We start from the raw sequence: 22,373 nt of genomic DNA, 5'->3' as shown, positions 1-22,373 counted from the left end.
CCATGGCGGCCATTTCACGCACCCCCTCTCTACTCGACAGGCTACCCGCCGTGCGCGGGCGCTACGAACCCGACGGCGCCATCGCACGCCACACATGGTTCCGCGTCGGCGGCCCGGCCGAAATACTGTACCGGCCCGCCGATGTCACCGACCTGGCGAATTTCCTGGCCAGCAAGCCTGACGACGTTCCCGTGACGGTTCTGGGCGCCGGTTCGAACCTCCTGATTCGCGATGGCGGTGTGCCGGGTGTCGTGATCCGGCTCGGCCGTCCCTTCTCCGCCGTCCGCATCGACGGTACTTCGGTTCAGGCAGGTGCGATGGCGCTCGACTATAACGTCGCGAAGGCCACCCGCGACGCTGGCGTCGCCGGCTTCGAGTTCATGGCCGGAATTCCCGGCACGGTCGGCGGCGGCCTGCGAATGAACGCCGGTGCCTATGGCCGCGAGTTCAAGGATGTGGTCCACGAGACAACCGCACTTACGCCCGACGGAGAGATCCGGGTGCTGACTCCCGAGGATTGGGGGCCGCGTTATCGCGGTTCCGCCGTGCCGTGCGATTGGATTTTCGTTGGTTGCGTCATGCAAGGCGTCTGGGGCAACAAGGACGAAATAGAACGCGCGATGACCCTGGTGCAGGAATCGCGCGAAGAGACCCAGCCGATCCGCACCCGTACCGGCGGCAGCACCTTCAAGAACCCGAACGGCCACAAGGCCTGGGAACTGATTGACCGTGCCGGATGCCGCGGGCTTCAGCTCGGCGGCGCCCAGGTGTCGGAGAAGCACTGCAATTTCCTGGTCAACACGGGGGGCGCGACAGCCGCCGACATCGAGGGGCTCGGCGAGGAAGTTCGCCGCCGGGTCCGCGAGACGACCGGGGTCGAACTGACCTGGGAACTGGAGCGGATCGGCGAACCAGCGGGGGGAGAGCAATGAACGCCCCTGTACGCAAACGTGTGGCCGTCCTGATGGGGGGTACGTCTGCGGAGCGCGACGTGTCACTTGAATCCGGTCGCCAATGCGCCGAGGCGCTGCGGGAAGCCGGCTACGACACATATGAAATCGACGTCACGGCCGACATCCGCGCATTGCTCGACGACCTCAATCCGCGACCGGACGTTGTCTTCAACGCCCTGCACGGCAATTTCGGCGAAGACGGCAATATCCAGGGGCTCCTGAACCTCCTTGGCCTGCCCTACACCCATTCCGGCGTGCTGTCTTCGGCGCTGGCCATGGACAAGGCCGCCGCGCGTGCGATCTTCGCGACCGCGGGCCTGGGTATCGCCCGCGGCATGCTGGCCAGCCGTGACCAAATACTCGCTGGCGACGTGATGCCGCGGCCATATGTGATCAAACCCAACAGTGAAGGGTCTTCGGTCGGTGTCCAGATCATCGAGAATGGCGCGAACGGGCCCGATCCCGACGCACTTGAATCCGACAATTTACTGGTCGAGGAATTCATCCCCGGGCGCGAACTGACCGTCGCGGTCATGGGGGCTGCAGACGAAGATCCGCGCGCCCTGGCCGTGACTGAGCTGCGTCCGGCCAAGGGCTTTTATGACTATGAGGCCAAATATACCGACGGCGTGACCGAGCATCTCGTACCCGCGCCCGTCAGCGAAGGCGTCTATGCCCAAGCGATGGCCTGGGCGGCGCAGGCGCACAAGGCCCTTTACTGCCGCGGCGTTACACGCGCCGATTTCCGATACGACGACGACCGCGACGCGCTGGTGATCCTCGAGGTCAACACACAGCCGGGCATGACCCGCCTCTCCCTCGTCCCGGAGCAGGCGACCTATTGCGGCATCGCATTTCCTGAACTTGTGAGTTGGATGGTGGAGACCGCGCAATGCGATTGATCCCGAAGATCGGCGCTTCGAAAAGCAAAGGCACCCGGCGGCCTCCCGTTCATCGCCGTCGGCGGCGGATGATCGCGGCTGGGGTCTATGTCACGGGCATCGCCGCGATGACCGGCGGCGCTTGGCATTTGTCCGCAAACGGCTGGATTGACGCGCGGATGAGCGCGCTCGGCGCCGCCGCTCTGGACGCCACGGCGAATGCCGGACTCCGCGTGGATGATGTCGTCCTCAGCGGTCGGCAGAATGCAGATGCAGCCGAGATTCTCGCGGCACTGGATGTCGAGCGCGGCTCTCCCATTTTCGCAATGGACATGAATGCTGCGCGCGACCGGATCGAATCCATGGGCTGGGTTCGATCGGCGGAAATCGCGCGTCGCCTGCCGGATATCGTGTTCGTCCGTGTTGTCGAGCGTCAGCCGCTGGCCATCTGGCAGCATGACGGTCAGGCCGCGCTGGTGGATCGCTTTGGCAAAACCATCCAACGCTCCGGCCTGGACGCCTTCGCACATCTGCCCCTGATCGTGGGCGACGGCGCACCCGAACACGCCGCGCAGCTGATCGACCTTCTGCAAACCTATCCGGCCGTCGCCAAGGCCATCGAAGCGGCGGTCCGCGTCTCCGAGCGTCGTTGGAACCTGCGGCTGCGCAACGGGATCGACGTGCGGTTGCCCGAACAGAACATCTCCGCCGCCCTGACCCGGCTCGATGACTTCCAGCGCGAGCACGCCCTGCTCGACCGGGACGTTGTCGCCGTCGATCTGCGGGTTCCGGACAGATTGATCGTCCGCGTCGGCCGCGATAGCGCACCCCGGCCGAAAGCCGAGGGGAAAGACACATGAGTATGGATTGGGGGACCGGCGGATTGCCGAAGAAGCTGACCAAACCGCGGACCGGCACCTTTGCCGTCCTTGATATCGGTACCAGCAAGGTGTGTTGCCTGATCGCACGCGCCGGGCGCCACTCTGCCGACGGCAACGCCGCACCGAGCGCCCAGCCGCGTGTCATCGGCGCCGGCCATCAGCTCAGTCGAGGTCTGAAGAACGGCACGATTATCGATATCGACGCCGCCGAGGATGCCATCCGCAAGGCCGTACATATGGCGGAGCAAATGGCCCAGGAAACCATCAGTTCGGTCACGGTCAATCTCAGCACCGGCGCACCACAATCTGAAATTCTGGGTGTCGATCTGGATATCGGCGGCCAACAGGTCGACGAGCTGGATCTGCATCGCGTCTTCCAGCAGACCCATACGGTTCGGCAGTCCAGCAATGGCGCGAACGGTAATGGTACCGGGAATGGCAAGGAGCGGGAATTGATCCATTCCATTCCGGTCGGATTCGCCATCGACGGCCAGAAGGGCATCGACGATCCGCGCGGCATGTTCGGGCAGAAGCTGTCCGTGAACATGCATCTCGTCTCCGCCTCCGCAAACACCGTGCGCACGATCCGTGCAGCAGTCGAGCGTTGTCATCTCACCATCGAGGGGTTTGTGCTTTCACCCTATGCCTCGGGTCTCGCGACGCTGGTTGAGGATGAAGCCGATCTCGGTGTCACGGTTGTCGACATGGGCGGCGGGACCACCGGTCTGGCGATCTTCTATGACGGCCAGATGATGTTCGCCGACACGATACCCGTCGGCGGCAATCACGTGACGTCCGATGTCGCACGCGGCCTCTCCACGACGCTCGCCAACGCCGAACGTCTCAAGACATTCTACGGCAATGCGCTGGCCACCGAGTCCGACGAGCATGATCTTCTCGACGTGCCTCAGGTCGGCGAAGACGAACATAACGCGGCCGTACAGCTGCCGCGTTCGCTGCTGAACGGAATCATTCAACCGCGCATCGAGGAAACCTTCGAATTGGTGCGCGCGCGCCTCGATGACAGCGGTTTCGGCCCTCTCGCGGGGCGCCGTGTCGTCCTGACCGGCGGTGCCAGCCAGCTACAGGGCGTCCGCGATCTCGCGGGACGCATTCTCGATAAACAGGTTCGTATGGGCCGGCCCCTGCGTGTCCGCGGTCTCGCGGAAGCAATTGCCGGTCCCGCATTCGCCACCGGCGCGGGTCTCATCGCCCATGCGGTCGACAATTCGTCGTCGCTGACGATGCCGTCGCCGGTACGACAGGGGGAACCAGGCCGCTTCACAGGGCGGTTTGGTCAGTGGTTCCGTGAACATTTCTAAACATCACTCCCCCACTCCCCCGACCCAGGGTTTCGGCATACGCCGGGACGGTGGGTCACCGTTCCGGCCATGTCTGGTCGTTCTTCCCATGAGCTCAATGCTGTAAAACTGGAGGCAAAAATGACGCTCAATCTCACTGCTCCCCCACCCGATTCCCAACTCAAGCCACGGATCGTCGTTGTCGGCGTCGGCGGCGCCGGATCGAATGCGGTCAACAACATGATCGCGTCCAACCTGGAAGGCGTTGAATTCGTTGTCGCCAACACCGACGCCCAGTCATTGGCGATGAACGCATCCGAGCGACGTATCCAGCTCGGCGCGAACATCACCAACGGCCTGGGTGCCGGCGCGCGTCCCGACATCGGCCGTGCGGCCGCCGAAGAGGCGCTCGATGAAATCATCGATCATCTGCAAGGCAGCCATATGGCGTTCATCGCTGCCGGCATGGGTGGCGGTACCGGCACAGGCGCCGCCCCCGTCATCGCACGGGCCGCGCGTGAGCAGGGCATCCTGACGGTCGGCGTCGTGACCAAACCGTTCCAGTTCGAGGGCCGCCATCGGGCCACGCTAGCGGATGAAGGCATCGAGGAGCTGCAGCACTTCGTGGATACCCTCATCGTGATCCCCAACCAGAACCTGTTTCGGATCTGTAACGAGAACACCACCTTCGCCGATGCATTCTGCATGGCCGACAACGTGCTCCACTCCGGCGTACGCGGCGTGACCGACCTCATGATCATGCCGGGCCTGATCAACCTAGATTTCGCCGACATTCGCACGGTGATGAGCGAGATGGGCAAGGCGATGATGGGTACGGGTGAGGCGAGCGGCGACAGTCGCGCGATCGAATCCGCCGAATCCGCCATCGCCAACCCGCTTCTCGACGATGTGTCGATGCGCGGCGCACGCGGTGTGCTTATCAACATCACCGGCGGTCCCGACATGACCCTGTTCGAAGTCGACGAGGCGGCAAACCGCATCCGTGAGGAAGTGGATACCGACGCCAACATCATCTTCGGCTCGACTTTCGACGAGAAGCTCGAAGGCATGATGCGGGTCTCGATCGTAGCCACGGGCATCGATGCCAACGCAGACGCCATGCCGCGTTCGCCAATGATTTCGTTGGTGCACGACGCCGAACAGTCGAAGGCCAAGCAGGTCGAAGACACGCCCGAGAAGGCACCGGCAACGGATGCGACACCACCGGCTGCCGAACAGGCTGTACCGGCCACGCCTGCCGCCACACTGGCCCCGCAACCCGCACCGGCGGCGACCGTCGCAGAGGCTCCTTCTGCGGCATCCCCGTTCATCCCGCCCAAGCCCGTGGTCGAGCCACGCCAGCCGGCACCGCGCGCAGAGGCCAAGCGCCCCGATGCGTTTGCCGAAGCGGCGATCACCAACGCAGGTGTCCAGGCCGAACGCCGTCGCGGTCGCAGCCTGTTCCAGAAGGTGACGGGTGCTGTAAACCGCGCGATGACCGAAGATCAGGCGGAAACTGCGTCGAAGATCGAGGAACGGCGTGAACCGGTTGCGAGCAAACCGGTCGAAGCGACGCCCGCGGTTGCTGCCGCACCTGCCATCACCTCACAGGCGGTGACTGAACCTGCTGCCGAAACGACGGCAGAGACTTCGGTTGAAACGACACCCGCACCGGTCATTGACCCGGTTGCGGAACCTGTCGCGGAGACAGTGATCACACCCGTTGCGGACCAGGTGGAGGAAATCGCGGCCGAACCGGCCATCGAAGCCGCCACTGAAACGGTTGTCGAAACCGCCGTGGAAGCCGCAGCCACCCCGGTAGCGGCCCCCGTCACGACCCCGGCGCCCGCGCCAGCGCCTGTGATCCAGAAACCGGCACAGCCGACTCTGGCGAATATCGAGCCCGCCGCGTCCCGTGAGACCCCTCGCGAGGATGAAGACATGCTCGAGATCCCGGCGTTCTTGCGCCGACAGGCCAACTGATCACCCGAATGGACGAAGCCGCGGATTTCTCCAGTAATCCGCGGCTTCCGTCCGCAACATTCTGTAACAAAGAGTGATTTGTGACAGCCCAGTGCGAGTTGTTACACCCGGTATCAGAAATTGGTTACTCGCGGGCACCACGCGACCGAAATGAAAGATATAGAGCGGATGACTTCTACGCCGGACATCGACCTGGGACTACAGCACACGCTGAAGAGTGAAATCGGCTGCAGCGGTACGGGCTTGCACACGGGTGAGACGGTTTCGATCCTGCTCAAGCCCGCCCCCGTAAACACCGGTGTCATATTCCGTCGAACTGATGAAATCGGCAACGGGGCGGAAATTCCGGCCCTCGTTGAAAATGTGGTCGAAGCGACGCTCTGTACCACCCTGGGCAATGAAGACGGCGTGACCGTCGCAACGGTCGAGCATCTGCTTGCCGCGCTCGCCGGCTGCGCGATCGACAATGTTTACGTCGAGGTCAGCGGTTCGGAACTCCCGATTATGGATGGCAGTGCCGCACCCTTTGTTTTCCTGATCGAATGCGCCGGCGTGGTGTCGCAGGACGCGCCGCGGCGGTTTATCGAAGTTCTCAAGCGGGTCGATGTTGAAATCGACGGCCGCGAAGTCTCTCTCTCCCCCGGTTCCGGTTTCTCCGTTGGTTTCGGCATCGACTTCGATTCCGATGCGATCGGCAAACAGGATATGAACGTGCGGCTGGTGAACGGCACCTTCAAGGGCGAGATCTCGCGGGCGCGCACCTTTGGCTTTGCCGAAGAAGTCGATCAGCTCCGCCGCATGGGCCTCGCGCTCGGTGGCAGCCTCGACAACGCTGTCGTGGTCAGCGGCGACGAAATTCTCAATGACGAGGGTCTGCGCTACGAGGACGAGTTTGTGCGCCACAAGATCCTCGACTGTGTCGGTGATCTTTATCTCGCCGGGGCCCAGATTTCGGGTCACTTCCAGGGGTATCGCTCCGGTCATGCCATGAACCACGAGATTGTGCGGGCTCTTTTCGCCGATCCCAGTGCCTGGCGTTATGCCGAATTGCCGGAAGCCGTTGTCGAACCCGAACCGCTCGCGGCGACAGCATAAACATCTCCTCATTTACATAGTGTTTGAACGGGTCGGCCTTGTCGGCCCGTTTTGCTGTGAATCCATGACTGGCGTGATATAAAAGGCGCGTGATGATCACGCTTGAATCCGCTGCCGAACGCCTGCATGAGGCGGCCCAGACTTGCGAGATTTAGAAATTATGCCGAAGACACATTCCTGGACAAAACACGCCGGTATCGGCGCCGCCCTTTTGGCCGTCTCGATTCTGGCCGGCTGTTCTTCCGATGATGGGCCGGAATATATAGAACGACCGGTTGAGGAACTTTACAACGAAGCGGTCGATCAGGCGGAGGCCAAGGAATTCGCCGACGCCGCGGATACGTTTCTGGAAGTCGAACGTCAGCATCCCTACTCAATCTGGGCGACCAAGGCCCAGCTCATGTCGGCCTTCAGCTACTACTCCGACGGTCAGTATGACGACGCAATCCTGTCGGCCGACCGGTTCATCCAACTCCACCCGGGCAACCGCGATGTTTCTTACGCCTACTATCTGAAGGCGTTGAGCTACTACGAGCAGATCACCGATGTCGGGCGCGACCAGCGAACCACTGAGTTGGCGCTGCAGTCCCTCGACGACGTGGTCCGCCGCTTTCCCGATTCCCGGTATGCCAAGGACGCGGTGCTGAAAATCGACCTTACCCGCGACCATCTCGCGGGCAAGGAAATGGAGATCGGCCGGTATTATCACGAGCGGGACAATTTCCTGGCCGCGATCAACCGTTACCGAACGGTGATCGAGAACTACCAGACCACCACCCATGTCCCGGAAGCCCTGCACCGGCTTTCCGAGGCCTATGCGGCCCTTGGCATTGAGCCCGAAGCGCAGTCCAACGCAGCCGTTCTCGGCCATAACTTCCCGGGCAGCGAGTGGTACATCGACAGTTACGAACTCGTCGAAGGAGAGGTCATCCGCGACCTGGATGGCGACGGCGTACCCGACCCGGTCAGAGAACCCGGGTTCTTCAGCCGCATCTGGCCGTTCTAACCCCGCATGCTGCGCCATCTGTCGATCCGGGACGTCGTCCTGATCGATCGGGCTGAACTCTCGTTCGGCCCGGGACTGAGCGCTCTGACGGGCGAAACGGGCGCCGGCAAGTCCATCCTGCTCGACGCATTCGGCCTGACCCTCGGCGCGCGGTCCGACGCGGGTCTGGTGCGACAGGGTGCCGAACAGGCGTCTGTTACCGCGATTTTCGACGAAGCCAGCGCCACGCGTCTCGAAGACCTGTTCGAGGCCCACGGGATCGAGATTGATTCCGGAGAGGACCTGATTCTCCGCCGCACCGTTGGCGCCGAGGGCCGCAGTCGCGCTTTCCTCAATGATCAACCGATCAGCATCGGCCTGTTACGCCAGATCGGTGATTCACTCGTCGAAATACATGGCCAGTTCGAACGATTTTCGCTGGCGGAACCGGTCAATCAGCGCCGCGCTCTGGATGCTTTCGCGGAAACGGGCAAGGCCCGCAAACGCGTCGCAGAACGTTTCCACGCATGGCGCGACGCCGTCACCCGGCACGCCGAGGCGCAACAGGCCCTTTCCGCATCGACGGACAGGGCGGACGAGTTGCGCGCCGCACTGGAAGAACTCGACCAGTTGGAAGCACAGGTCGGGGAAGAGGCCGAGCTCTCCTCCCGCCGGCAATTGCTGCAAAACGCCGGACGTCTGGTTGATACCCTGAACGAGGCATCAGATGCCCTGACCGGAGAGAATGGTGCAGAAACGATGCTCCAGCGCGCCGCCGGTCGCCTCGAGCGCGACGACGATATTTCCGGCGGGCGCCTCGCACCTGTAATCGCCGCCATCGACAAGAGCAGTGCGGAACTCGCCGAAGCGATCCAGGAGCTCAACTCCGTCGCCCATGACCTTGAGACGGACACCGGTGAGATCGAGGCCGTCGAGGAGCGACTTTTCGCCATTCTCGCCGCCGCGCGCCGGCATCAGGTCCCCGCCGACGAACTTCCCGAATTGCGCGAAAGCCTCGCGTCCCAGCTCGCTGCGATCGATGGGCGTGACGATCATCTCGACATGCTGGCGAAAAACGTCGAAGCCGCACGGCGCGGTTACTGTGAAGCGGCAGAGAGCCTGTCCCAGACCCGCCAGAAAGCAGCGCGCAAACTCGACACTCGGATCGCCGGGGAATTTCCGCCCCTGAAGCTCGACAACGCAACGCTGGCAACCAGCGTCACCCCGCTGGACGAAACCGACTGGGCGGAACACGGCATCGACGCCGTCGCGTTCAATGTATCAACCAACCCGGGGGCATCTCCCGGACCGCTGGGGCGGATCGCGTCGGGGGGTGAGCTGAGCCGTTTCATGCTGGCCCTCAAGGTCGTGCTCGCAGGCACATCGGGCGCCGGGACCATCGTGTTCGACGAGGTGGATACGGGTATCGGCGGCGCCACTGCCGCCGCCGTGGGCGAACGCCTGGCCGAACTGGCCGGGTCGGACGCGGAGCAGCAAATCCTGGTCGTCACCCACAGCCCGCAGGTGGCGGCGGCGGCGAGCGAGCATCTGCGGGTCGAAAAACGTACCGGCGGCAAGCATTCTGCAAAAACCGTCACGACGGCAGTGGCACGACTGGATGCCGAGGAACGACGCGAGGAAATCGCCCGGATGCTGGCAGGTGCGGACATCACGGACGAGGCGCGTGCGGCTGCCGACAAACTCATGGATCGCGAGCGCGTGTCCTCGACAGCAAACGCCTGATCCAGCCCGTCGAATGACTCCGAGAAATCGCGAACGCATGATCGGGGTCCTCTGGGTCAGCGCGATCATTATCATCTGGTCCGCGTTCCACCTGTCGGGACGGCTCTCCGTTCAGTTCACGTTGACCCCCTATGATCTGACGACCCTGCGCGTGTGCGTTGCCGGGACCATCTTTTTTCCGTGGTTGCTGAGATACGGGCTCGGTGGCATCAGCTTTTGGCAGGCGCTGCTGCTCGCGCTCACGGCGGGGCCCGGCTTCTCTGTCTTCGCTTTTGGTGGCTACATGTTCGCGCCCGCCGCCCATGGCGCCACCATCCTTGCCGGAACGCTGCCGCTGTTCACCGCACCGCTTGCCTGGTGGTTGATCGGCGAGCGGATGGGCACCTGGCGCGTGATTTCCGTAACGATGATCTTCGCAGGCGCCATGTTCCTCGTTCTCGATGCCTCCGAAAGTGGCGCACCGAACGAATGGCTCGGTGACCTGTTATTCTTTGTCGGAGCGGCGTCCTGGTCGGTGTTCGGTGTTCTGGCGCGGAAATGGAATGTCTTGCCGCTACGCAGCGCAGCGATTGTTGCCACGTTCACATTCGCGATCTACACGCCGATTCATCTGCTCTTCCTGCCCTCGGGTCTGCTCGAAGCCTCCTGGGAAGAAATCGCCGCACAATGGACCTTCCAGGGCCTGATCGTGTTCATGGGTTCCACTCTTGGCTACCCGCGTGCCGTGGCCGCGCTCGGCGCGACACCGACGGCCACTGCCGTCGCCGTCGTTCCCGCAACGGTCGCGTTGATCGCCTGGTACGTGCTGGGAGAACCGCTGAGCGCGGTCGCCGCGGGTGGCGTGACACTGGTCGTCGTCGGCATGATGGCCGGCGGCATTCCCGCCTGGCGACGCGACCCCGGCCTCTCCTCGTAATGCGGTGCAGGCTGGCGGCATCCGCCCAGATGTGCCTGAATCGGCCAACCGCCCTAGATTGAGCGAAATGACGGATAAAACGCGACCCGACCCCAAAACCCTGTCACCGGCGGACGCCGGCGCGGAACACGCGCGGCTGTCAGAGGATATCCGTGCGCATAATGTGTCCTACCACCAAAACGACGCGCCGGTAGTCTCCGATGCGGAATATGACGCGCTGTTCCGGCGTCTGCTGGATCTCGAGGCCGCGCATCCGGATCTGGTCACCGAGGACAGCCCGAGCCAGGCGGTGGGCGCCGCGCCCGCGCAAGGGTTTGCCAAGGTCCGTCACTCGGTACCGATGCTTTCTCTCGGCAACGCGTTCAACGACGAGGATGTCGGGGAGTTCCTGACCCGTATCCGGCGGTTTTTGAGTCTCGACGGGGACGATACGCTGGATATCGTCGCCGAACCGAAGATCGACGGGCTATCGGTCTCTCTCAGATACGAGAATGGGAAGTTCGTACGGGGTGCGACCCGCGGCGACGGCAACGAGGGTGAAGACATCACCGAAAACCTGCGCACAATCAAAGATATCCCGGAAACGCTCAGTGGAGACGCGCCCGACATCGTTGAAATTCGCGGGGAGGTCTATCTCCCGCGCTCCGCGTTCCGCGCCCTCAACGAGAGTCAGGAAGCGGCAGGGGCCAAGATTTTTGCCAACCCGCGCAACGCCGCCGCCGGTAGCCTGCGTCAGCTCGACACGACCGTCACGGCCAAGCGCCCCTTGCGCATATTCGCCTATGCCTGGGGTGAGATGAGCGCGGACGTGGCAGAGACGCAAATGGGGTTTCTCGAACGGGTCGCGGCCTGGGGTTTCCAGATCAACGCCCTATCGCGCATCTGTACCGGCCTGGACGAAATTCTCGAAAACTACGCGTCCATATCCGCGCAACGCCCGTCGCTCGACTATGATATCGACGGCATTGTCTACAAGGTCGACCGGCTCGACTTTCAACGACGCCTCGGTTTTGTCAGCCGCGCCCCCCGTTGGGCCATTGCGCACAAATTCCCCGCGGAACAGGCGACAACAATCCTGCGGGAGATCGACATCCAGGTCGGGCGGACCGGCGCCCTCACACCCGTTGCCCGTCTCGAGCCGGTAACGGTCGGCGGTGTCGTGGTCTCGAATGCGACCCTGCACAATGAAGACGAAATCAACCGCAAGGACGTCCGGGCGGGCGATACGGTCCTGATCCAGCGCGCCGGCGACGTGATCCCCCAGGTTGTCCGCGCAATCGCGGAGAAACGTCCGAAAGGCGCAGAAACATTTGTATTTCCGGATCGCTGCCCGGTCTGCAACTCCGAAGCCGTGCGCGACGAGGATGAGGCCGTACGCCGCTGCACCGGCGGTCTGATCTGCCCCGCCCAGGCCGTCGAACGGCTGAAACATTTCGTGTCGCGCAACGCATTCGATATCGAGGGTTTGGGTGCGAAGAATGTAACCGCTTTGCACGCAGATGGTCTGCTGGCGAGCCCCGCTGATATCTTTCGCCTCGAAACCCACAAGGACGCGTTGCTGGAACGCGAAGGCTGGGGCCAACAATCCGTGGAAAACCTGCTCCAGGCCATCGACGAACGGCGCAACGTCTCGCTGGACCGCTTTATTTATGCGCTGGGCATACGCCAGGTGGGCCAGGCAACGGCGCGTCTGCTCGCACGCACCTATGGCAGCCTGTCGGACTGGCGCGCTGCCATGGCGGCCGCTCAGGACCCGGAGGACGACGCCTATGCGGAACTTCTGAATATCGACGGGATCGGCGTATCCGTCGCCAACGATCTCCTCGCCTTCGTGCACGAGGATCACAACCGACAGGTGCTCGACGATCTCGACGCGCTGCTCGATATCCGGCCTTTCGAACAGCCCGATAGCGATTCCGAACTGGCCGGGAAGACCATCGTGTTCACGGGGACGCTGGAAAAAATGACTCGCTCGGAGGCCAAGTCACGCGCCGAGGCGATGGGCGCGAAGGTCTCGGGTTCGGTGTCCAGCAAGACCGATCTTGTGGTCGCGGGACCCGGTGCGGGCTCGAAGGCGAAGAAGGCTGCCGAATTGGGGCTCAAGATCGTCGACGAGGATGGCTGGATCGAGATGATCGCCGGCTAGCACCGCGCGACTAGGCTTTTGCCGCTTCGTAGTTTGCCATGAACTTCGGGGCGAGTTGACGCAGGCGGTCATCGTCCACACGCCCCGATCGGGTCATGTAGCTGTATCCGAACTCCGACGACGTCAGCTTCATATGATCGGCGAAATCTTCATACCAGCGCGCGCTTTTCGTTGCGGCCGCGACAATTTTCTCAACGATGGGCCGACGCTCGGCCTCGTACCGCGCCAACGCCGCACGCAAATCACCCGGCTCGGCCTCCAGCGCCTCGACCAGCGCAATCACATCTTCCATCGCCAGCCGTGTGCCCGACCCTATTGAAAAATGCGCGGTGTGCAGCGCATCCCCGACCAGCACCATATTCAGATGGGACCAACGATCGCTCCACAGCAGCGGAAAATTGCGCCAACTCGACTTGTTCGAGATCAGCGGCTTGCCCCGCAACGTATCGGCGAACATCTCCGAACAGCGCGCGCGGGATTCTTCATCATTCATCGTCGCGAAACCGGCCCGCTCCCAGGTCTCCCGTTCGCATTCCACCAGAAACGTGCTCATTGCCGGGGTGTAGCGGTAATGATGGGCGTTGACCGGGCCGAACTCGGTCTCGATGAAGGTCTGGGTAAGCGTGTCGTAGGGCGTCTCCACCCCGTACCAGGCGAACTTGTTGGGCAAATACGAAAGGGACGTCTGGAAGTCGCCCTCGTAACTGCGCCGGACGAGGGAATTGATGCCGTCGGCGGCGATGACCAGATCCGCTTCCGGAATATCATCGACACTGCGAAGAACGGTCTCGAAATGCAGTTCGGCGCCCACCGCGTGAGCCCGTTCCTGCAACAACTGAAGCAGTTTCAGACGCCCGATCGAGGAGAAACCCACACCGTCGATGGTGACCGTTTCGCCGCGATGGATGAGTGTCATGTCCTGCCATGTCTCCATGGCCGGCGTGATCAGGTCGTGGGTCTCGGGATCATCGTCGCGCAGAAACGCGAGTGCCCTGTCGGAGAAAACCACGCCGAACCCGAACGTGGCATCCGCCGGATTCTGCTCATAGACATGGACCTCGGCGTCCGGGTGACGTTTCTTCCACAGCGTTGCAAAGTAGAGGCCGGCGGGTCCCCCGCCGATGACGGCAATACGCATGGCCAGATACTCCTCGCGGTGACCGGGACTATGCCGCCAGCGGTGCCAGCCCCATGATCTCTCGCGCCTCTTCCGGCGTCGCCGGCTCCATGCCCAGCTCGCGAATGATGCGGACGATCCGCTCGACCAGCTGCACATTGTTCGCCAGAACACCGCGCTCGTAATACAGATTATCCTCGAGTCCCACGCGGACATGGCCGCCGAGCAGAAGTGACAGCAAGGCAGCATTCAGCTGCGACGGGCCGATGGCGCTGACGTTGAAATTCGCGCCTTCGGGGATCAGGTCGACCATCGCCTGCAGAATCTTGGGCGAGTACGGCATCGCGCCCTGAAAGCCACGGTCGGCGCCCAGGACGAAGTTGATGAAATAGGGCTGCTCATCCAGGCCATCCTTCAGGAGCGTCATGACGTCCTGCAGCAGATGGGTCGGGCTGAAGACTTCCCATTCGGGCTTGATGCCTTTCGCCTGCATCTTGGTGGCGAGCTCGCGACAGCGTTCCGGCGAGGTATTCATGATGATCTCGCGACCCTCGAAGTTCGCCACAATGGTGGTCGGATCGAGGGTGCACATCTCCGCACCCGCCTCCATACCCTTGAGCCGTTCTTCCCAGGACAATTCGAGGAACCCGTCGGTGGATTCCTTGATCATGTCGCCGTTGATGCCGCCGCCGGTCGAATTGTTCAGGATGATGTCACATTTGTCGCGGATGCGTTCGTTGATGTCGCGATAGATCGCCGGGTTGCAGGTCGCCTGATCGTCGGGCCGGCGCGCATGCACCGCCACGACGGACGCGCCGGCTTCATAGCATCGGTAGACGTCATCCGCGATTTCCTGCGGCTGGGTCGGGATGTTGGGATTCTGTTCCTTGCTCGCCATGCCGCCCGTGGGCGCGATGGTTACGATGACTTTCCGCTCTGCCATGTTTCCCCCCTTTTAACGATGCACGTAGTTGGCGCACATCCGTCAGCTTAGCGCGAATTCGTCCGCACTCAATTCGATTATAGCGGCGCGGTGGCGCCCGCAAGCCAGACCCGTGCTTCTCCATCGAGTAACGGGCCGATCTCGTCCGCGACCCGGGCATGGTAGGCATCCACCCATGCGCGTTCACCGGCGTTGAGCAGATCAGGATCGATCAGGCAGCGATCAATCGGCGCCAGGGTCAGTGTTTCGAAACCGAGCATCGCGCGGTCGCCGCCAGCAATCTCCGACGGTTCCGTGACCGCCAGCAGATTCTCGATGCGAATTCCAAAGGCACCTTCCTTGTAGTAGCCGGGCTCGTTCGAAACGATCATTCCCGGGTGCAACGGTACGGACGAGCCGGTCTTGGAAATGCGGTGCGGGCCCTCATGGACGCCGAGATAGCTGCCCACCCCGTGACCCGTGCCGTGATCGAAGTCGAGCCCCGCCTGCCACAGGGCGTGGCGTGCGAAACTGTCGAGCTGCGCCCCGCTGGTCCCGGACGGGAAACGCGCCGTGGCGATGGCGATATGCCCCTTCAGCACCCTTGTAAACCGGTCGCGCATCTCATCTGTCGGCGCGCCGACCGCGACCGTCCGCGTCACGTCGGTTGTCCCGTCGAGATACTGGGCACCGGAATCGACCAGATACAGCTCTCCGGGTGACAACGTCCTGTTCGTTTCCTTCGTGACGCGGTAGTGCACGATCGCGCCGTTTGGCCCGGCACCTGAAATAGTGGCGAAGCTCAGGTCGCGGAAATGCTCTCCCGGTATCCTGAAATCAGCCAGCTTCGACGCAGCCGCCAACTCATCGACATTGCCCCCGGGAGCCGCCTCGGACAACCAGTGCAGAAACCGCGACAGCGCGGCGCCGTCGCGCAGATGTGCCGACCGGCTGCCGGCAAGTTCGGTCTCGTTCTTGATGGCCTTGGACAGGGTAACAGGATCGCTGCCCCGCAGGACCATGGCGCCGGCCTGCTCCAGCCGGTCGAAGATCCACGCCGCAGCACCATCCGGGGCCACCAGCACGCGCCGATTCTCAAGCCCGTCGAGCCCCGCGGCAAATGCCTCCGGATCACGCATCGCAATGCCGTCGCCCAGATGCCCCGTCAACGCGTCGGAACGCTTCGCGGGTGCAATGAACCATTCGACCGTCCCGTCGGCACCCAGGATCGCGAAACTGAGCGCCAGCGGCGTGTGATCCACATCACCGCCACGAACATTCAACAGCCAGGCAATCGAATCCGGTTGGGTCAGCACTGCGGCATCCAGGCCCTCGCGCGCCAGTGCCTTGCCCAATGACGCGCGCTTGTCCGCACTGCTGCGACCGGTAAATCGTTCGTCGTGCGGCACGGCGGGCGCGGAAGGTGGCGGCGGCTGACCTTCCCACACCGCGTCGATCGGGTTTGTATCGACAAGCACGAGTTCCGCGCCAACGGTTCCCAGAGATCTGCGTATTCGTTCCACACCCGCCTGCGTGTGCAACCACGGATCGATTCCCAGCCGATTGCCCTCAGCCAGGGCGGCGGTCAACCAATCCGCGACCGGCGCCTCTATCAGATGATGGAATTCGTACAAATCCCCATCGACCTGTTCGCGCACCTGCAACGTATAGCGGCCGTCAACGAATATGGCCGCCCGCTCCGCCAGCACGACCGCGGTTCCCGCCGAGCCCGTGAACCCGGTCAACCACGCCAGGCGTTCGGCATCGGGCGGCAGGAATTCGTTCTGGTGAGCGTCCGAATGGGGCACGACGAACCCGTCGAGACCGAGCCCGGAGATTTTTTCGCGCAGGGCCGACAGGCGCTGGATGGGGGACATATCTTTCATGGGCGCGAGGCTACGCGAGGCCCCATCGGAAGACAATTCCGTGCCGCCGCGTTATTCTGCGCGCAGCGTTTCGAAGATCAAACATGAAAAGGGGAAGACCCATGACACGCCAAGATCCACCGCCCGGGCCGAGCGTCAGCATCGCCGATATGGAACGGCGCACGGCGCGTTTCAACGATCTCAAGGGCAGCGATCTCTGCTTCATGGACCAGCGCATCCCCGGCCATGAACGCGAGATGATCAACCTGCACGGCCTCGGCGTAACCGAGAACGAGGACGATCCGGATCTGGCCCCGAAGCTCGGAAACGCGCACGGCTTTGCGCACGGGTTCGCCAAGTGCGATCCCGGATGCGGTGCAGCCTTGCACTGGCACGAGACCGAAGAAGTGTTCATGCCACTGGATGGCAAATGGTCAATCTACTGGCGCGATGGCGAGGTGGAGCACGAGGTCTTCCTCGAAGCCGGCGATACCGTGTCGGTGCCGATCGGAATCTACCGGGGTTTCAAGAATGTCTCCGACAAGCCGGCAACACTTCACTTCATCGTCGGTGGCCCCGACACGGGCAAGGTCCATTGGCACCCCTCGGTAATCGATGCCGCGCGGGAGACCGGAATCGCGGTCGACGATAACGGCATCCTGGTCGAAATCGAATAGCCGGGCTCCCATGCAAGACCTCGGTTCCTTTGATTACGTGATTGTCGGCGCCGGCTCGGCCGGCTGCGTGCTGGCGAACCGCCTGTCCGCCGACCCGGAGATGTCTGTGCTGCTGCTCGAGGCAGGCGGGAAGGACAATTACTTCTGGATCAATATTCCCGTTGGCTACCTGTACTGCATGAACAATCCCCGCACGGACTGGATGCTCAGCACCGAAGCGGAGGAAGGCCTCAACGGACGCGCACTGGCCTATCCGCGCGGGCGTGTGCTCGGCGGCTGTTCGTCGATCAACGGCATGATCTACATGCGCGGCCAGTCGCGCGACTACGACCAGTGGCGACAACTCGGCAACACCGGATGGGGATGGGACGACGTCCTCCCCTATTTCAAGAAGTCCGAGGACCAGGCCGCAGTACCCACCGACGATCTGCACGCGGCGGGCGGCGAATGGCGGGTCGAAAACCAGCGCCTTTCCTGGGAGGTGCTCGACGCATTTCAGGAGGCCGCCGCCCAGACGGGCATCCCGAAGACCAATGATTTCAACCGGGGTGACAATTTCGGTTGCGGCTACTTCCACGTGAATCAGCGTACGGGCAGGCGCTGGAGCACGTCGCGGGCCTTCCTGAAGCCCGCCCGTGATCGTGGCAATCTGACCGTTCTGACCCATGCCGAAGTCGACAAAATCAGGCTCGAAGACCGACGGGTCACGGGTCTGGCGCTGCGCCACAAGGGTGCGCCCGCATCCGTTCGCATCGAGGGTGAATTGATCCTGTCTGCAGGCGCCATCGGCAGCCCGCAGATCCTGGAGCTTTCCGGAATCGGCAATCCCGAGTTGCTGGTTGCGCACGGGATCGACACGGTGCATGCATTGCCCGGGGTCGGCGAGAATTTGCAGGACCATCTGCAGGTCCGCTGTGCCTACAAGGTCACCGGCGTCGAAACTCTGAACGAACGGGCGAACAAGCTTCTCGGCAAGATGGGTATCGCACTGGAGTATCTGTTCAAACGCTCCGGACCCATGTCGATGGCACCCTCGCAGCTCGGGGCGTTCGCCAAGTCGGATCCGTCCCTCGAGTTCCCGAATCTGCAATATCACGTGCAGCCCCTGACCCTGGAAAAATTCGGCGAGCCGCTGCACCCCTTCCCCGCCTTCACCGCGAGCGTGTGCAACCTGCGCCCCGAGAGCCGGGGTTCCGTGCATATCAAAAGCGAGAAGGCCGGCGAGAAACCGTCGATCCGGCCCAACTATCTCTCGACCGGGGCCGACCGCCGGGTTGCCGTCGATGCGATCCGGCTAACCCGCAACATCATCGCCCAGCCGGCCATGGCCAGATATGCACCCGAGGAGTTCAAGCCCGGCCCTGAAATCCAGAGCGACACCGAGCTGGCCAAGGCGGCGGGGGACATCGCGACGACCATCTTCCACCCGGTCGGGACCGCTAGGATGGGTGATGACCCGGGTGCCGTCGTGGACGAGCGGCTGCGTGTCCACGGCATTGGAGGCCTTCGTATCGTTGACGCGTCGGTCATGCCGACCATCACCAGCGGCAACACGAATTCGCCCGTGATCATGATCGCAGAGAAGGCAGCGGACATGATCCGCGAGGATCGGCGCGGCGGGCAAAAAGCGAAAGAACGGGCCGCCTAGCGGCAGATCAGCGTCGACCATTCGTCGTGATGAATGCGCGCACGCAAGAACAGTCCCGCGCGCCGGTAGGCGGCGATGACCTGTGGCTCCTGTTCGCGGAGCAGGCCGGACAAAATCACCGGTGCGCCAGGTGCGCGATGGGCGGCAATCAATGGCGCAAGGCGCTCCAGCGGTCGCGCGAGAATATTTGCCAGGACCAGCCCGAACGGCCCGTGCCGGCGCACCGCAACCGCATCGAGACCCCGGCTTTCATAGGCCCGCACAAAGGCCGCAACACCATTCAGACGCACATTCTCGCGCGCCTTGGCTACGGCAATGGGATCGATGTCCGATGCGATCACCCGAACCCGCATGGCCTTGGCGGCGCCGATGCCCAATATTCCGGTCCCGCAACCGAGATCGAGGATCGGCGCGGACGGCAGCCCGGCCCAAATCAACCGGTCGAGCGCCTCAAGGCAGCCCCGGGTCGTACCGTGATGGCCGGTGCCAAAGGCGGTCGCGGCATCCACCCGGATCGGCACCGCACCGGCAGGCGGGGGATCCATGTGGTCCGAATCATGAATGTAGAAACGCCCGGCCCGGACCGGTGCAAAGCTCGCCTGGTTCTCCGCCACCCAATCCACATTCGGCAGCCAGACAACATGTACCGCGGGGGACGGCACACCGGCATGGCCGGCCACATCCGCCAGCGCCGCCGCAAGGCCCGCCTCATCGGGTGCATCGGCGCCATAACCCGTGATCCGGGTCTCGCCTGTGCCCTCGATGGGAAACAGGCTGATGACGTCCGCGAAGAGATCCAGGCCATCGGAAAACGCATCATGCGCCGCCGACGGCACAAAGAGTTCGATCTTCCAGGCCGCGCTGGCTGACACTAGACCGCGTCGGCAGGCACGACGAAGCTGTCGAGCACCTTCTTGTCCCCCGCCTTCTCGAAGGCAATGGCGAGCTTGTTGGCGTCGATCGCGGTGATCCTGCCGTAGCCGAACTTCTGATGAAACACCCGTTCGCCGATATCGAACCCCTGCGGGTCAGCGTGAATCAAACTCGCTTCCATGTCGCGCTTTGGCGCCCGGTTTTGCCCACCGCCATAACCGAGCGCGCGGCCACGACCGAACCCGCCGGCACCCCGGTCACCCGCATAGACCCCGGGTTCACTGTCGACATCGACATATTCCGGCGGCAGTTCATCGACGAAGCGTGACGGGATCGCCGACTGCCACTGGCCATGCACCCGGCGGTTTGCCGCGAACAGGATCGTGGCGTCGTGTTTGGCGCGGGTCAGGCCCACATAGGCGAGCCGGCGTTCCTCTTCCAGGCCCGCGAGGCCGTTTTCATCCATGTTGCGCTGATGGGGGAACAGTCCCTCCTCCCAGCCCGGCAGAAAGACCGTGTCGAATTCGAGCCCCTTGGCAGCGTGAAGCGTCATGATATTGACGAGGTCGCTGCCGGCCGCCTCGGTGTTCTCCATCACCAGCGAGACATGTTCAAGGAATCCGGTGAGATTCTCGAACTCCTCCATCGCGACCACCAGTTCCTTGAGGTTTTCGAGCCGGCCGGGTGCCTCGGGCGCCTTGTCGTTCATCAGCATCTCGGTATAGCCGCTCTCATCGAGCATCATCTCGGCCAACTCCGAATGGGGCAGCCCGTCGCGGCCGTCTCCCGAAAGGGCCCGCCAGCGTTCGAAATCGGCGATCAGCTTTCCCAATGAACTGCGAATATTGGGCCGCAGTTCGTCGGTGGTCACAAGCTCGCCCGCTGCGCGATAGAGGCTTTTGCCCGTCGCCCGCGCCGCCACATGCAATGCCTGCACCGTTGCGTCCCCGATGCCGCGCTTCGGCCGGTTGACGATGCGTTCGAACGCCAGATCGTCTTCGGGCTGATGGATGACCCGTAAATAGGCCAGGGCGTCGCGTAACTCCTGGCGCTCGTAGAAGCGCGGTCCACCGACCACACGATAAGGCAGTCCCAATGTCAGGAACCGCTCCTCGAACTCGCGGGTCTGGAAACCTGCGCGGACGAGGATCGCGATCTCGTTGAGGGCAACGGGTTTCCCGTCCAGGCCGTTGCGCTGAATGCTCTCGATGCGGTCCGAGACCGTCCGTGCCTCTTCCTCGCCGTCCCAGACTCCGCGAACGCGGACCTTGTCACCCCCGTTTGCCTCGGTCCAGAGCGTCTTTCCAAGGCGTCCTTCGTTGCGGGAGATCAAGCCCGACGCCGCACCGAGAATGGGCCCGGTCGAGCGGTAATTCTGTTCCAGACGGACAATCTTGGCGCCCGGGAAATCTTCCTCGAAACGCAGGATGTTGCCGACCTCGGCCCCCCGCCAGGCGTAGATCGACTGATCGTCGTCGCCCACGCAGGCGATGTTCCGATGCTTCTGGGCCAGCAACCGAAGCCACAGATACTGGGCGACATTGGTGTCCTGATACTCGTCCACCAGAATGTACCGGAATCGTTCCTGATACTCGGCCAACACCTCGGGATGTTCGGCGAAGATCGTCAGGTTGTGCAGCAGCAAATCACCGAAATCCGCCGCGTTAAGGGTCTTCAACCGGTCCTGATAATCCCGATACAGATCGACCAGACGCCCGCCTGCCAGGTCGCCGGCATCCGCGGCCGAGACCTTGTCAGGGGTCAACGCCCTGTCCTTCCAGCGCTGGATCACCCCCATCAGAACGCGGGCGGGCCAGCGCTTGTCATCGATATTCTCGGCCGCCAGGAGCTGCTTGAGCAGACGCACCTGATCGTCGGCATCGAGGATCGTGAAATTGCTCTGCAGGCCGACGAGTTCGGCATGGCGGCGAACAATCCGTGCCCCGAGCGCATGGAACGTCCCCAGCCAGATTGCCTCCGCGGGACCGCCGACCAGGCCTGCGACCCGCTCACGCATCTCGCGGGCCGCCCTGTTGGTGAAGGTAACGGAGAGCACCTGATAAGGCCGGGCATGACCCCGGCGCAGCAGGTGAGCGAGACGCGTCGTCAAAACGCGAGTTTTGCCGGTTCCCGCACCCGCGAGCACAAGCACCGGTCCGTCGAGCGCCTCGACGGCCTCGCGTTGCGGGCTGTTGAGCTGCGTCAAATACGGCGCAGGCGCCGCTTCTGCCACCGCAGAGGCGTCGGAAACCCCAGAATTCTGCGGCTCTTCGATGTGGAATGGATCAGACATTTGAGCCAATGATTATATCATGCGCAAACGTTGAGTCGTGGTGCACGACTGCCCGTTGAATTTCACGTGATCCGGTCCGCAGAGACAGAATCCG

Annotated in this window: 17 protein-coding genes; 12 read left to right on the top strand and 5 right to left on the bottom strand. The window is 63.0% G+C overall.

Annotated features, from left to right (window positions below):
- Nucleotides 1-2: 2 nt before the first annotated feature.
- From murB to ligA, 10 genes are all read left to right on the top strand, one after another.
- On the top strand, nt 3-932 hold the full coding sequence (gene murB / locus ABJ363_15040) for a UDP-N-acetylmuramate dehydrogenase (protein MEP4380311.1): 930 nt from the start codon (nt 3-5) through the stop codon (nt 930-932).
- Nucleotides 929-1,855, top strand: a complete 927-nt coding sequence (locus tag ABJ363_15035) for a D-alanine--D-alanine ligase (GenBank protein MEP4380310.1) — start codon at nt 929-931, stop codon at nt 1,853-1,855. Before murB ends, ABJ363_15035 begins: the two co-directional genes overlap by 4 nt.
- Nucleotides 1,846-2,694 (top strand): cell division protein FtsQ/DivIB, encoded by an 849-nt coding sequence (locus ABJ363_15030; GenBank protein ID MEP4380309.1) that lies wholly within the window; start codon nt 1,846-1,848, stop codon nt 2,692-2,694. Before ABJ363_15035 ends, ABJ363_15030 begins: the two co-directional genes overlap by 10 nt.
- Complete coding sequence (gene ftsA / locus ABJ363_15025; GenBank protein ID MEP4380308.1) at nt 2,691-4,037, top strand: cell division protein FtsA; 1,347 nt, start codon at nt 2,691-2,693, stop codon at nt 4,035-4,037. The genes ABJ363_15030 and ftsA overlap by 4 nt, the downstream gene beginning before the upstream one ends.
- A 120-nt stretch (nt 4,038-4,157) precedes the next feature.
- Entirely contained in the window at nt 4,158-5,999 is a 1,842-nt protein-coding gene (gene ftsZ / locus ABJ363_15020; GenBank protein MEP4380307.1) for a cell division protein FtsZ, read from the top strand.
- 168 nt (nt 6,000-6,167) lie between these two features.
- The gene (gene lpxC / locus ABJ363_15015; protein MEP4380306.1) at nt 6,168-7,094 is read left to right on the top strand and encodes a UDP-3-O-acyl-N-acetylglucosamine deacetylase; all 927 of its coding nucleotides are present in this window, start codon (nt 6,168-6,170) and stop codon (nt 7,092-7,094) included.
- Nucleotides 7,095-7,254: 160 nt separating this feature from the next.
- Complete coding sequence (locus tag ABJ363_15010) at nt 7,255-8,100, top strand: outer membrane protein assembly factor BamD (protein ID MEP4380305.1); 846 nt, start codon at nt 7,255-7,257, stop codon at nt 8,098-8,100.
- Between the two features lie 6 nt (nt 8,101-8,106).
- The gene (recN, locus tag ABJ363_15005; GenBank protein MEP4380304.1) at nt 8,107-9,822 is read left to right on the top strand and encodes a DNA repair protein RecN; all 1,716 of its coding nucleotides are present in this window, start codon (nt 8,107-8,109) and stop codon (nt 9,820-9,822) included.
- A gap of 37 nt (nt 9,823-9,859) precedes the next feature.
- Nucleotides 9,860-10,738: a DMT family transporter gene (locus tag ABJ363_15000; GenBank protein MEP4380303.1), complete on the top strand. Its 879-nt coding sequence runs from the start codon at nt 9,860-9,862 to the stop codon at nt 10,736-10,738.
- A gap of 67 nt (nt 10,739-10,805) precedes the next feature.
- Nucleotides 10,806-12,884: an NAD-dependent DNA ligase LigA gene (gene ligA, locus ABJ363_14995; GenBank protein MEP4380302.1), complete on the top strand. Its 2,079-nt coding sequence runs from the start codon at nt 10,806-10,808 to the stop codon at nt 12,882-12,884.
- A gap of 10 nt (nt 12,885-12,894) precedes the next feature.
- Here ligA and ABJ363_14990 read toward each other — a convergent pair whose 3' ends face one another.
- The 3 genes from ABJ363_14990 to ABJ363_14980 all read right to left on the bottom strand — a co-directional run bounded on the left by ABJ363_14990 (nt 12,895) and on the right by ABJ363_14980 (nt 16,809).
- Nucleotides 12,895-14,022, bottom strand: coding sequence for an FAD-dependent monooxygenase (locus tag ABJ363_14990; protein MEP4380301.1), 1,128 nt, complete (start codon nt 14,020-14,022; stop codon nt 12,895-12,897).
- 28 nt (nt 14,023-14,050) lie between these two features.
- On the bottom strand, nt 14,051-14,944 hold the full coding sequence (locus tag ABJ363_14985) for a 3-keto-5-aminohexanoate cleavage protein (protein MEP4380300.1): 894 nt from the start codon (nt 14,942-14,944) through the stop codon (nt 14,051-14,053).
- Between the two features lie 77 nt (nt 14,945-15,021).
- Nucleotides 15,022-16,809 (bottom strand): aminopeptidase P family protein, encoded by a 1,788-nt coding sequence (locus ABJ363_14980; protein MEP4380299.1) that lies wholly within the window; start codon nt 16,807-16,809, stop codon nt 15,022-15,024.
- Nucleotides 16,810-16,910: 101 nt separating this feature from the next.
- Here ABJ363_14980 and ABJ363_14975 point away from each other — a divergent pair, with 101 nt between their 5' ends.
- Together ABJ363_14975 and ABJ363_14970 are read left to right on the top strand one after the other, a co-directional pair.
- Nucleotides 16,911-17,465, top strand: coding sequence for a cupin domain-containing protein (locus ABJ363_14975; protein MEP4380298.1), 555 nt, complete (start codon nt 16,911-16,913; stop codon nt 17,463-17,465).
- Between the two features lie 10 nt (nt 17,466-17,475).
- A complete protein-coding gene (locus tag ABJ363_14970; GenBank protein ID MEP4380297.1) occupies nt 17,476-19,113 on the top strand; it encodes a GMC family oxidoreductase N-terminal domain-containing protein in 1,638 nt (545 codons plus the stop codon).
- On the opposite strand, the gene ABJ363_14965 is transcribed toward ABJ363_14970, so the two are convergent.
- Together ABJ363_14965 and ABJ363_14960 are read right to left on the bottom strand one after the other, a co-directional pair.
- Complete coding sequence (locus ABJ363_14965; protein MEP4380296.1) at nt 19,110-19,985, bottom strand: 50S ribosomal protein L11 methyltransferase; 876 nt, start codon at nt 19,983-19,985, stop codon at nt 19,110-19,112. The genes ABJ363_14970 and ABJ363_14965 overlap by 4 nt on opposite strands.
- Entirely contained in the window at nt 19,985-22,279 is a 2,295-nt protein-coding gene (locus tag ABJ363_14960) for a UvrD-helicase domain-containing protein (protein MEP4380295.1), read from the bottom strand. The genes ABJ363_14965 and ABJ363_14960 overlap by 1 nt, the downstream gene beginning before the upstream one ends.
- Nucleotides 22,280-22,373: the final 94 nt, after the last annotated feature.

It is taken from the genome of Alphaproteobacteria bacterium, assembly GCA_039980135.1.
In the GTDB taxonomy this organism is placed as follows: domain Bacteria; phylum Pseudomonadota; class Alphaproteobacteria; order UBA6615; family UBA6615; genus UBA8079.
This window is presented reverse-complemented; position numbering and strand designations above follow the sequence as displayed.

Coding starts and splice junctions, on each gene's coding strand:
- murB (MEP4380311.1), top strand. CDS start 3: ATGGCGGCCATTTCACGCACCCCCTCTCTACTCGACAGGCTACCCGCC.
- ABJ363_15035 (MEP4380310.1), top strand. CDS start 929: ATGAACGCCCCTGTACGCAAACGTGTGGCCGTCCTGATGGGGGGTACG.
- ABJ363_15030 (MEP4380309.1), top strand. CDS start 1,846: ATGCGATTGATCCCGAAGATCGGCGCTTCGAAAAGCAAAGGCACCCGG.
- ftsA (MEP4380308.1), top strand. CDS start 2,691: ATGAGTATGGATTGGGGGACCGGCGGATTGCCGAAGAAGCTGACCAAA.
- ftsZ (MEP4380307.1), top strand. CDS start 4,158: ATGACGCTCAATCTCACTGCTCCCCCACCCGATTCCCAACTCAAGCCA.
- lpxC (MEP4380306.1), top strand. CDS start 6,168: ATGACTTCTACGCCGGACATCGACCTGGGACTACAGCACACGCTGAAG.
- ABJ363_15010 (MEP4380305.1), top strand. CDS start 7,255: ATGCCGAAGACACATTCCTGGACAAAACACGCCGGTATCGGCGCCGCC.
- recN (MEP4380304.1), top strand. CDS start 8,107: ATGCTGCGCCATCTGTCGATCCGGGACGTCGTCCTGATCGATCGGGCT.
- ABJ363_15000 (MEP4380303.1), top strand. CDS start 9,860: ATGATCGGGGTCCTCTGGGTCAGCGCGATCATTATCATCTGGTCCGCG.
- ligA (MEP4380302.1), top strand. CDS start 10,806: ATGACGGATAAAACGCGACCCGACCCCAAAACCCTGTCACCGGCGGAC.
- ABJ363_14990 (MEP4380301.1), bottom strand. CDS start 14,022: ATGCGTATTGCCGTCATCGGCGGGGGACCCGCCGGCCTCTACTTTGCA.
- ABJ363_14985 (MEP4380300.1), bottom strand. CDS start 14,944: ATGGCAGAGCGGAAAGTCATCGTAACCATCGCGCCCACGGGCGGCATG.
- ABJ363_14980 (MEP4380299.1), bottom strand. CDS start 16,809: ATGAAAGATATGTCCCCCATCCAGCGCCTGTCGGCCCTGCGCGAAAAA.
- ABJ363_14975 (MEP4380298.1), top strand. CDS start 16,911: ATGACACGCCAAGATCCACCGCCCGGGCCGAGCGTCAGCATCGCCGAT.
- ABJ363_14970 (MEP4380297.1), top strand. CDS start 17,476: ATGCAAGACCTCGGTTCCTTTGATTACGTGATTGTCGGCGCCGGCTCG.
- ABJ363_14960 (MEP4380295.1), bottom strand. CDS start 22,279: ATGTCTGATCCATTCCACATCGAAGAGCCGCAGAATTCTGGGGTTTCC.